9 protein-coding genes are annotated in these 10,134 nt (G+C 60.4%); 6 read left to right on the forward strand and 3 right to left on the reverse strand.

Going from position 1 to position 10,134, the window contains the following annotated elements:
- Positions 1 to 52 precede the first annotated feature (52 nt).
- Positions 53 to 1,633: a DUF3369 domain-containing protein gene (locus AACQ95_RS05040; protein ID WP_241280821.1), complete on the forward strand. Its 1,581-nt coding sequence runs from the start codon at positions 53 to 55 to the stop codon at positions 1,631 to 1,633.
- Between the two features lie 78 nt (positions 1,634 to 1,711).
- Here AACQ95_RS05040 and AACQ95_RS05045 read toward each other — a convergent pair whose 3' ends face one another.
- Complete coding sequence (locus tag AACQ95_RS05045) at positions 1,712 to 2,239, reverse strand: DUF2937 family protein (protein ID WP_241280822.1); 528 nt, start codon at positions 2,237 to 2,239, stop codon at positions 1,712 to 1,714.
- A 205-nt stretch (positions 2,240 to 2,444) separates the two neighbouring features.
- Here AACQ95_RS05045 and AACQ95_RS05050 point away from each other — a divergent pair, with 205 nt between their 5' ends.
- Together AACQ95_RS05050 and AACQ95_RS05055 are read left to right on the forward strand one after the other, a co-directional pair.
- Positions 2,445 to 3,158: a phosphatase PAP2 family protein gene (locus tag AACQ95_RS05050; protein WP_241280823.1), complete on the forward strand. Its 714-nt coding sequence runs from the start codon at positions 2,445 to 2,447 to the stop codon at positions 3,156 to 3,158.
- Positions 3,159 to 3,415: 257 nt separating this feature from the next.
- Positions 3,416 to 4,318, forward strand: coding sequence for a sulfite exporter TauE/SafE family protein (locus AACQ95_RS05055; RefSeq protein WP_241280826.1), 903 nt, complete (start codon positions 3,416 to 3,418; stop codon positions 4,316 to 4,318).
- A gap of 83 nt (positions 4,319 to 4,401) precedes the next feature.
- On the opposite strand, the gene AACQ95_RS05060 is transcribed toward AACQ95_RS05055, so the two are convergent.
- Together AACQ95_RS05060 and hemL are read right to left on the reverse strand one after the other, a co-directional pair.
- Positions 4,402 to 5,223 (reverse strand): hypothetical protein, encoded by an 822-nt coding sequence (locus AACQ95_RS05060; RefSeq protein WP_241280831.1) that lies wholly within the window; start codon positions 5,221 to 5,223, stop codon positions 4,402 to 4,404.
- Positions 5,224 to 5,435: 212 nt separating this feature from the next.
- Positions 5,436 to 6,722 (reverse strand): glutamate-1-semialdehyde 2,1-aminomutase, encoded by a 1,287-nt coding sequence (gene hemL / locus AACQ95_RS05065; protein WP_241280828.1) that lies wholly within the window; start codon positions 6,720 to 6,722, stop codon positions 5,436 to 5,438.
- A 241-nt stretch (positions 6,723 to 6,963) separates the two neighbouring features.
- Here hemL and clcA point away from each other — a divergent pair, with 241 nt between their 5' ends.
- The 3 genes from clcA to erpA all read left to right on the forward strand — a co-directional run bounded on the left by clcA (position 6,964) and on the right by erpA (position 9,597).
- Positions 6,964 to 8,373, forward strand: a complete 1,410-nt coding sequence (gene clcA, locus AACQ95_RS05070) for a H(+)/Cl(-) exchange transporter ClcA (protein ID WP_241280830.1) — start codon at positions 6,964 to 6,966, stop codon at positions 8,371 to 8,373.
- Positions 8,374 to 8,460: 87 nt separating this feature from the next.
- Entirely contained in the window at positions 8,461 to 9,156 is a 696-nt protein-coding gene (locus tag AACQ95_RS05075) for a DUF6776 family protein (protein WP_098982502.1), read from the forward strand.
- Between the two features lie 90 nt (positions 9,157 to 9,246).
- Positions 9,247 to 9,597 (forward strand): iron-sulfur cluster insertion protein ErpA, encoded by a 351-nt coding sequence (erpA, locus tag AACQ95_RS05080; protein WP_043141728.1) that lies wholly within the window; start codon positions 9,247 to 9,249, stop codon positions 9,595 to 9,597.
- Positions 9,598 to 10,134 lie beyond the last annotated feature (537 nt).

Here is a 10,134-nt window from a genome sequence, read left to right on the forward strand (position 1 = left end):
TGATGGTACATACTGTCAATACACTCATGCAGCGCCTGGAGGCGTGAACGATATGAGCAGTGCCCAAGACAAGGATGAGATCTGGCTGGATGACGACATCATCGAGCTGGACGATGATGAGGTCGTGGTGACCAAGGCGATCAACCCCTGGCAGGTACTGATCGTGGACGATGAACCGGATATTCATCATGCAACCCGGCTGGCACTTTCCAACATTCAATACAAATCCCGCCCCCTCGAACTCCTCAATGCCTACAGTGGTGCCGAAGCGGCCCGTATGCTGCTGGCCAACCCGCGCATCGCCCTGATCCTGCTGGATGTGGTGATGGAGACGGAAGATGCGGGGCTGCGGCTGGTACACCAGATCCGCAACGAGATGCACAACAGCCTGGTGCGGATAGTGCTGCGCACCGGCCAGCCCGGCCAGGCCCCGGAGCAGCGGGTGATCCTCGATTACGACATCAACGACTACAAGACCAAGACGGAACTGACGGTGCAGAAGCTCTACACCACAGTGATCGCCTCGCTGCGCTCCTACGAGACCCTCTGCGCCATCGACAAGAGCCGGCAGGGGCTAGGCAAGATACTGGAGGGGGCGGGGGATCTCTATCACCTTCATTCGCTTCGGGAATTTGCCTCCGGCGTGCTCAAGCAAATCAGCGCCATTCTGGATGTGGGCACGGAGGGGGCCATCTGCGTCGAACGCCGGCCGGGCACCCAGGAGCTGGAGATCCTGGCCGCCACAGGTGACTATGAATCCCTGCTCGACGAGGTGCCATTGAGCGCCTTTCCGGCGCTGCACGACTCTGTGATGAGCGCGCTCGCCAACCGCCGCAACCGCTTCGAACACCCGCAGGATGCGCTCTATATCGCCGCCCAGAACGGCCGTGAATTTGTGCTCAATTTTACGCCGACCCAGCCGCTCGATCCCCTCGAATGCGATCTGCTGGATGTGTTCTGTCAGCGGATTTCGGCTGCATACGACAACCTTTATCTCTACAACCAGCTGTTGCGCGCCCAGGAGGCGACCGTGGTGGCGCTGGCCGCGCTGGCGGAGTTTCGCGACTCGGACACAGGTGAGCACGTGCTGCGGGTGCAGAAGCTGTCCGATGCCATAGTGGCCGAGATGCAGCAGGCGGGGGCCTACCCCGATGAGCTGACCCCCGGCTTTGTCGACATGATCGGCATGGCCAGCATACTGCACGACGTCGGCAAGGTCGGTACCCCTGACCATATACTGCACAAGCCGGGACGGTTCGAGCCGGATGAGCGGCTCATCATGGAGCAGCATGCAGGCATAGGCGCCAACATCCTCTACAAGGCGGGCGAGATGGTCGAAGGCACCAGCTATCTGTCGCTGGGGGCCGAGATCGCCCGTGGGCATCACGAGCATTTCGATGGCAAGGGCTACCCGGAGCAGCTGGCAGGGGAGGCGATCCCTCTGTCGGCCCGCATAGTGGCTGTGGTCGATGTGTTCGATGCCCTGCTCAGCCGGCGCCCCTACAAGGAGCCCTGGTCGCTGGCGCAGACCATGGAATACATACAGTCCCGCTCGGGCAGCCAGTTCGATCCCCAGGTGGTACAGGCGCTCGATCGGCTGGTGGCACAGTCACGGCTGCCTTATGAGGTATGAACGCGTCAGTCTGAGCGTAAAAAGGGGCCATCAGGCCCCTTTTACTTTTGTCTCTGTCGCGATGTTTATGCGTTACAGCTAGCGCAGGGCATGGCGTGTTCTCGGTTGTCGCTTTCGAAATGGCAGCAGAAGCAGGCACAGCAGCAGATCCCCCAGCAAGGCGGCGATGAAGCCTATCGACATGCCACAGATGATGGCCGATTGCTTGAGCGGCACCAGGTAGCTGTAGTTTTGCAGTGTGTCTTGCCAGAGCTGGGCATCGGCGCGCAGCAGCAGGTGCGTCAGCTGCTGATACCAGGGGCGATCCTTGAAGGCACTCTCCTGCAACAGCGCCTGCTGCTGGCTCACCAGATGCTGCAGGCTGGCGGCATCCTGTGCAAACACGGGGTCGGGATTGGTGCGATAGTGGTTGACCAGCGCGGTCAGATCGCCGTTGAAGTGTTGATCCGCCGTGCCCTGAAACGGCACCAGGCTCAGGTTGGCCTGTTGCAGACGCGCATCCAGCCGCTGGTAGTAGAGGTCGATAAGACCCGGTATCTGAACGCCCGCCAGCAAACCCAGGGCAAACAGCATAATGCGAAGGTAGCTGCGCATATTCCTCATCATCTCGCTAAATAAGAGCCCTCATACTAGCCGCAAGCCGGGTTCAGGCCAAGATGGCGCACCAAACCCCCTCTGGCTGGTTGTGACAGGGCCGAGCTGAGGTCATTGCGGCGGCTTGTCTTGTTTACCCCCGCTTACATTTATGTGATTCACGTCACGATTTTTATGTTCTAAAATACTGCGCTTTTTTGGGGAGAGGAGCGTCTGCATGAACAAGTTTGTGCCGTATTATCTGGTGGGGGGCCTGATCGCCATCAGCTGGAGTGTCCTGCCTGCCCATGGTCTTTGGGATCAGTGGGATCTCGCCGTCTTCCATCTGGTCAACGGCTGGCTGGACCAGTCTCGGCTGTGGGCCGATGTGGTGGCCGTGACCAACAATCGCCTGTTCGATCTGGCGGTGCTGGCCTGCATGGGGCTGATCCTCGCGACTGGCTTCTTCCGCTCCCATGAGCTCGGTCGCCGCCGCCTGGTGGCCATGGGGATCGTCATGCTGTTGGGGGCCTTGGCTATCAACCAGTTCGGCCATCTGCTGCCGGTCAGCCGGCCCAGTCCGACCCTGACGGTGCCAGATGCGCTGCGTGTCACCCAGCTCAGCGCGATCCCGACCAAGGACTCCTCCAGCGACAGCTTTCCCGGCGACCATGCCCTGTTTCTGATGATCTTCGCCGGCTTCGCCCTGCGCTATCTGCCGCGCCGGGCCAAAGTGACGGCCCTCTTGATGGTGCCGCTGTTTTCGGCGCCCCGCATCCTCTCCGGCGCCCACTGGCTGACGGACGTCTATGTGGGGGCCTTGTCACTGACCCTGCTCTGCCTGCCACTCTTGTTGCTGACGGGATTGTCGGATTCGCTGATCCGCTGGCTCGCGCCCCGTTTGCCGTGGCTGCACGAGACGGATTGCGGACAACGGGCCGGTCAGCAATAAAAAAAGAAGGTCGGTGCATGCCGGCCTTCTTTTTGGCTACTTCCCATCGGTGACTGTGGTCGTCGCGAAATGACCATGACTACCACCGATGGCCCCAGGCCTGCTGGCCCTCATAGACAAGTATTAGCAGAGCCGTTCGAGCGCGCCTGCCAGGACTTTCTCCAGATAATCGTTTGCATGGGGTGAATGGTTGATCCCGACCAAGATTTTTTATTTTGACTGCCTTAGAATCGCCGCCCGTTGCTGGAGAACTCTGTATGTTAATTAATCTTTTGCGCCTGATATTCATCATCTGTGCCCTGGCTTTCATCTTCATGCTGGTTCAGGCCTGGTGGCAAAAACGGCGACAGGGATCGCTGGAACCCACCCCGTTCTGGCCCGTGGCTGCCATCGGGTTTGTTGCCAATTTTCTCGATACCCTGGGCGTCGGCAGCTTCGCGGTGAAGACGGCCTGTTACAAGCAGTTCAAGCTGATCGATGATCGCCTGTTGCCCGGCACCCTCAATGGTCAGTGCGTGTTGCCGACCGTGACCCAGTCCCTCATCTTCATCGGTGTGGTCAAGGTGGATCCGCTCACCCTCATCAGCATGATGGTGGCGGCGGCTGTGGGGGCGGCCTGGGGTGCACGCCATGTGGCGTCGTTTGATCGACAGACCATACGGCTGGTGATGGCGGTCTCCCTGTTGGTGGTGGCCGGGCTCATCTTCGCGGGTCTGCTGGGGCTGTTCCCCCTCGGTGGCGATGCCATGGGGCTGACCGGCTACAAGCTGGGCATTGCCCTGCTCGGCAACTTCATCTTCGGGGTCTTGATGAACGTCGGCATAGGCCTGTTTGCCCCCTGCATGACGCTGGTCTACCTGCTCGGCATGAATCCGCTGGCGGCCTTCCCCATCATGATGGGCTCCACCGCCGTGCTCAGCGTCTTTTCGGCGGGCACCTTCATCCGCAAGGGAGCCTTCGATGCCAAGGCGGTGCTGGCGGTGGCCATCTTCGGCCCCATTGGCGTGGTGCTGGCCGCCATGCTGGTCAAATCCATGGACATGGAGATGCTGAAGTGGCTGGTGGCCTTCATCGTCATCTATACCTCCTGGACCATGTACGCCTCCTGGCGGGCGGGGCGGCGCCAGTCCCAACCCCGGCTGGCGGGCGTCGCTGGCTAGCCTGCACGGCGCCGTTTTTCGGCGCTGTGCTTGCCGCACCTTGCTGGTTCAGGCGGTGGTGATGCTGACGTGGCCGCTGGCCTTCATCGTCCTCCATATCTCCTGGACCAGATGCGTCTCCTGGCGGGCGTTGCGGCGTCAGCCTCAACCCCGGCTGGTGGGCGTCGCAGGCTAGACTGCACCAGTGCCGCCTCCGCCTTGGCCCCCAGAAACACATACAGCCCCAGTGCCAGCAGCAGTCCCACGGCACACCCCATCACCCCGACCGCAGGCCAGAGCAGCTCGCTCTGACCGAGGGATCCCTTGAACAGCAGCAAGAGTCCCTCGATGGAGACAGCGATCAGGATGGCGGCGATGAAGCGGGTGATGGTGCGGCGAACGGCGCTGTGGCGGAAGATGTCCTTATGCAGCAGCACCTCCTCCTCCAGAATCGTCTTGCCCAGATCGAACACCGCCAGCGCCAGGGTCAGGAATATGATGGCGCTGAAGGCTCCGAGCCGGTTCTGCTGCGTCCCGCACAGCAGCAGGTAGAGCTGCTCCAGTCCATGCCAGATCAGGGTGGCGACTATGAGGAACAGCGCCATGCTGAGCACCACGTACACCGCCTTGAACCAGGGCATGGCCCGGCGGCGTTCTCTGTCCCCCATCAGCCAGGCGATCAGCTGATTGAGGCAGAGCGTCAGCTCCCGGCCATGACCCTGCACCACCAGGCGCAGCTGTGCTTGCGGCGCTGGCACGGGGGGCAGGATCCTCGCAGGCTCATGGCTCTGGCCTATGGTCAGTATGAAGGGATAACCCCTGAGCGAGTCGAGGGGGGCGGTGAGCAGCCCCAGCAACAAAGGGGTCAGTTCGGTTTCGTACTCCTGATAGCGCCGCAGCACATCGATGGGGCTCATCTCTGCCATACACACCTCGGTCAAGTGGGCTCCTGCTGATGGTGTGCAAATAGTGGGCCCGCTTTATGACAAAGATGGCAGGAGTTGTTGCACCAGAGAGTGGCAAACAGGCGGAGGCCGCTGTGGAATTGCACCAGAACCGTGACAGGGCCTGGGGTGGGCCAGGCATGGGGCAATGAAAAAGGGCCCGTGAAGGGCCCTCTCATCAAACCGGGTCGGGATTAACCCGCCAGCTTGGCAAAGCTGCGCTCGGCGGCGGCCAGGGTATGTTCAATCTCCTTGTCACCGTGTGCCAGCGACAGGAAGCCTGCCTCGTAGGCGCTTGGCGCCAGATAGACACCTTCTTCCAGCATCAGATGGTAGAAGCGCTTGAAACGCTCCATGTCGCAACGGGTCACCTGCTCGTAGCGGGTGATCTCGGCCTCGTCGGTGAAGAAGAAGCCGAACATGCCGCCCACGTAGTTGATGGCAAGCGGGATGCCGTGCTTGGCGGCGGCGGCTTTGAGCCCTTCGGCCACCCGGGCTGTCTTGGCGTTCAGCTGGTCATACAGACCCGGTTCCAGCAGCAGATCCAGCATGGCGAGGCCGGCGGCCATGGCCACGGGGTTGCCGGAGAGGGTGCCTGCCTGATAAACCGGCCCGGTCGGGGCTATGTACTGCATCACCTTCTTCTTGCCGCCGAAGGCGCCGACCGGCATGCCGGCCCCTATGATCTTGCCGAGGGTGGTGAGGTCAGGGTCGATATTGTAGTAACCCTGGGCGCCGCGCAGGGAGACGCGGAAGCCGGTCATCACCTCGTCCAGGATCAGCAGGGCGCCGGCCTCGTCACAGATGGTGCGCAGCCCTTCCAGGAAGCCGGGCACCGGCGGGATGCAGTTCATGTTGCCGGCCACCGGCTCGACTATGATGCAGGCGATCTCGCTGCCGTACTGGCTGAAGACTTCCCGCACCGAATCCAGATCGTTGAACACGCAGGTCAGGGTGTGCTTGGCGAAATCAGCCGGCACGCCCGGGCTGTTGGGCTGACCCAGCGTCAGGGCGCCTGAGCCTGCCTTGACCAGCAGGGAGTCGGCGTGGCCGTGGTAGCAGCCTTCGAATTTGACGATCTTGTCGCGACCTGTATAGCCACGGGCCAGACGGATGGCGCTCATGGTCGCCTCCGTGCCGGAGTTGACCATACGCACCTGCTCCATGGAGGGCACTATCTGGCGCACCTTCTCGGCCATCAGCACTTCGATCTCGGTCGGCGCGCCGTAGCTCAGCCCCTTCTCCACCGCCTTGATGACGGCGACCTTGATGGCCGGGTGATTGTGCCCCAGTAGCATGGGGCCCCAGGAGCCGATGTAATCCACATAGGCCTGACCATCCACGTCATAGAGGTAGGCACCATCGGCGTGATCGATGAAGCGGGGTGTACCGCCGACCCCATTGAAGGCGCGGACCGGTGAGTTGACGCCACCCGGAATGGTCTGGCGGGCCTGTTCAAACAGCTGATCTGATTTTGACATGGATCATCCTTAATGGGATTTTGGTCGTCACACAGGCGCAGGCGGCCGATTGCGGCTCGGCAGTGAGGGGGCGGTGGAGTATGCTTTGCGCTCTCGTCATCCGGGCCCCAAGCCTGCCCCATGCTAAATGAAACGGGCCGACTATAGCAGAAAGGCCCTGTGCTGGGCAGCCGGGCGGTATGCCGGATGATCCCCGCGTCTGCCTGCAGACGAATGTGGTTTTTCCAAATGGTGCAATACGTTGGTGCAACAAGAACTCTCCTCCTCCGACCCGCTCGCCTCTCCCCCAGGCTCCGTCTTGCGACGCCCTGCCTTGCTGCGGCTTGTTCAGCAAGACAAGATGCCGCTGCTGGTACTCTTGCTGGCAGCCCTGGTCGGCACTCTGGCCGGGTTGGTGTGCGGCCTGTTCGAATCTGGCGTGCACTGGCTGGCCGGGCTGCGGCTCGCCTTGCTGGCCGATCGCCCCTGGTGGCAGCTCGGTCTGCTCGGGTTTGGCTTTAGCGCCCTGCTGGGCTTTGTCGGCTACTTCCTCACCCACACCTTTGCCCCTGAAGCGGGCGGTTCAGGCATTCCCGAGATCGAGGGAGCCATGGATGATCTGCGACCGGTGCGCTGGTGGCGGGTGTTGCCGGTCAAGTTTTTTGGCGGTATCTACACCCTGAGCTCCGGTATGGTGCTGGGACGGGAGGGGCCCTCGGTGCAGATCGGGGGCAACCTGGGCAAGATGGTGGCGGATATCTTCCGGTTGCCGAAGGAGCACGGCCATGCCCTGCTGGCTGCCGGGGCTGCGGGTGGGTTGGCCGCCGCCTTCAATGCGCCGCTGGCGGGGATCCTGTTCGTGATGGAGGAGATGCGCCCCCAGTTTCGCTACTCCTTTCTGGCCATCAAGGCGGTGGGGATCTCCGCCATCATGGCAACCCTGATGCTGCAGAACATGAAGGGTCAGGCGCCTGTCATCAGCCTGCCGCACTATGATGCTCCGGCGCTGAAGGCACTCTGGCTGTTCCTCTTCATGGGGGCCACCTTCGGGGTGCTGGGCTTCGTCTTCAACAAGCTGGTGCTGGCCTGTCAGGATGCTTATCTGGCGCTGCACCGGAACAAACGCCACCGGTTTGTCGCCATCGGCATGCTGGTGGCGGGCACCTTCGGCGTACTGTCACTGTTTGCCCCCTCGGTAACCGGCGGTGGGACAGAGCTCATCCCCCATCTGATGGGCGGTGAGTATGCGATGGCGACCCTGTTTCTCATCTTCTCCATCCGGCTGGTGGCTACCCTGGTCTGTTTTTGCTCCGGTGCGCCCGGTGGCGTGTTTGCTCCCACCCTGGCGCTCGGCACCCTGTTTGGGGTGGTATTCGGTCATCTGTTTCATGCCGCATTTCCCGAGCTTGGCATAGAGCCGGGCGCCTTTGCCATCGCCGGCATGGGGGCGCTGTTTGCCGCTACGGTACGGGCCCCCATCACGGGCATCGTGCTGGTCACCGAGATGACCGACAACTACCAGCTGATCCTGCCTATGATGATCACCACGGTCGGGGCAACCCTGGTGGCTCAATGGTTGGGTGGGCGCCCCATCTATTCGCAGATCCTGGAGCGAACTTTACGGCTTGCGGCGCGTCAAAAGCGGGGAGACAGCGGTGCCATGGCCAGTTAACTCCTTGTATGTCAGAGCGAATCCGGTCGAGTCGCGTATAGTGAAGGGAGCATGGCCGCTGTATGGCGCAGTAACAAAAGAGGCCTTATGTCCCAGATAGTGAAGTTGTTGGCTGTGCTGCTGATGGGCGCGCTGATCGGGTATTTCGTCGGCAATCGACAGGAACTGGCCCAGAGCAGCCTGTTGACGGTGCAGCAAGAGACCCTGGAGCGGCAGGGCAAGGCGATTGGCCAGCTCAAGAGTGACCTCGGCATCAAGGAGACGCTGCTGGCCACCCAGAGAGCCGCGTTCGAACAACTGCAGCAGACGCTCAAGGATCAGGAAGCCCAGGTGCAGGAACAAAAGCGGCAGCTGGCCTTCTTCGAGCGCATCATGCGACCGACGGGTGAGCAGGTGGGGGTGGTGATCGACAACCTCACCCTGCAGGAGACCAGCATTCCCGGTCGCTATCACTATCGGCTGGCCTTGACCCAGCCAGCCAAGAAGCGCGAACTGTTTCGTGGTCAGGTGCAGATAAAGGTAGAAGGGAGCCTGGGTGACAAGCCCAGAATCCTCGGCAGCCGTGAGCTCGGTATGAAAGTGGGCGAGGGGCGTTACGCCTTGCGCTACTTTCAGCTGCTGGAAGGCAACTGGCAGTTGCCGGAAGGCTTTGTACCGGACCGGGTGCGTGTCACTATTGGCAAAGAGGGTCGGCAACCAGCCCAGGAGTTGCTGGCGGAATGGGGGGAGGTGATCAAACCATTGGTGGTTGCTCCGCCTGCGCCGGCACCTGCGGTGCAGTAAGAAGCTTGGTGAATACTTGAACTAAATGGTCGGGTATTGGATAATTTCGCGGTTTCCATGTTTGTGGATTTAACGGTTGTGAGGTCAGTAATGAGTGCAGTAGCAGAAGCCCCGTTGCCAATCCAGATGACGGATGCGGCAGCCAACAAGGTGAAGAACCTGATCACCGAAGAAGAAAATCCCGAGCTCAAGCTGCGGGTCTACATCACGGGCGGTGGCTGCTCCGGTTTCCAGTACGGTTTCACCTTCGATGAGAAGATCAATGAAGGGGACACAGTGGTTGAGAAGAGTGGGGTCACCATGGTGATCGATCCCATGAGCCTGCAATACCTGGTGGGCGGCAGTGTGGACTACACCGAAGGTCTGGAAGGCTCCCGCTTTACCGTGACCAACCCCAATGCCACCACAACCTGTGGCTGCGGTTCCAGTTTCTCCATCTGATGTGCCGTAACGGCACGATAGAAAAGGGCCCAGCAGGGCCCTTTTCTATTTATCCCTTTCTTTATCCCTATCTGTCTTCCTATATAAAGCGTCACATCCTTATAAAGGCATCGTCAGGTACAGCGGGGTTTTTGGCCGGTAAAAGAGGGAGGTCACCCTTCCTGAAGCACATGAGTGGATGCTTATTGCACGATCTGGTTGTTGATTAAACACTTGAACGTCTTCCTCAATAAAACACAGTGTTTTTACTTGCCAGAAAGATTCAGCTCCCTATAATGCGCCCCTACCAGCACGGCGGAACACGCCAACCTGATGAGCCAGCTTCCTTGTGAAGCCGGCGCCGAAAGAAAAGCGAAAACAATCGCTTGACTTTCGAAGTGAGGAGCGTAATATGCGCCTCCTCAACGCGACAAGCGTGACGCTCTTTAACAATTTGAATCAAGCAATCTGTGTGGGCACTCACAGCATCGAACATCAAACAATTTTGTTGATTTTCAATGTCTGGTGAAGTGACCAAAACGACTTGTTAGCAATAAC

Origin of the sequence: Aeromonas sp. MR19 (assembly GCF_963899305.1) — a bacterium.
In the GTDB taxonomy this organism is placed as follows: Bacteria; Pseudomonadota; Gammaproteobacteria; order Enterobacterales; family Aeromonadaceae; genus Aeromonas; species Aeromonas bestiarum.

Excerpts from the sequence above, each read along its gene's own strand:
- AACQ95_RS05040 (WP_241280821.1), top strand. The coding sequence starts at position 53 with ATGAGCAGTGCCCAAGACAAGGATGAGATCTGGCTGGATGACGACATC.
- AACQ95_RS05045 (WP_241280822.1), bottom strand. The coding sequence starts at position 2,239 with ATGATGAGGAATATGCGCAGCTACCTTCGCATTATGCTGTTTGCCCTG.
- AACQ95_RS05050 (WP_241280823.1), top strand. The coding sequence starts at position 2,445 with ATGAACAAGTTTGTGCCGTATTATCTGGTGGGGGGCCTGATCGCCATC.
- AACQ95_RS05055 (WP_241280826.1), top strand. The coding sequence starts at position 3,416 with ATGTTAATTAATCTTTTGCGCCTGATATTCATCATCTGTGCCCTGGCT.
- AACQ95_RS05060 (WP_241280831.1), bottom strand. The coding sequence starts at position 5,223 with ATGGCAGAGATGAGCCCCATCGATGTGCTGCGGCGCTATCAGGAGTAC.
- hemL (WP_241280828.1), bottom strand. The coding sequence starts at position 6,722 with ATGTCAAAATCAGATCAGCTGTTTGAACAGGCCCGCCAGACCATTCCG.
- AACQ95_RS05075 (WP_098982502.1), top strand. The coding sequence starts at position 8,461 with ATGTCCCAGATAGTGAAGTTGTTGGCTGTGCTGCTGATGGGCGCGCTG.
- erpA (WP_043141728.1), top strand. The coding sequence starts at position 9,247 with ATGAGTGCAGTAGCAGAAGCCCCGTTGCCAATCCAGATGACGGATGCG.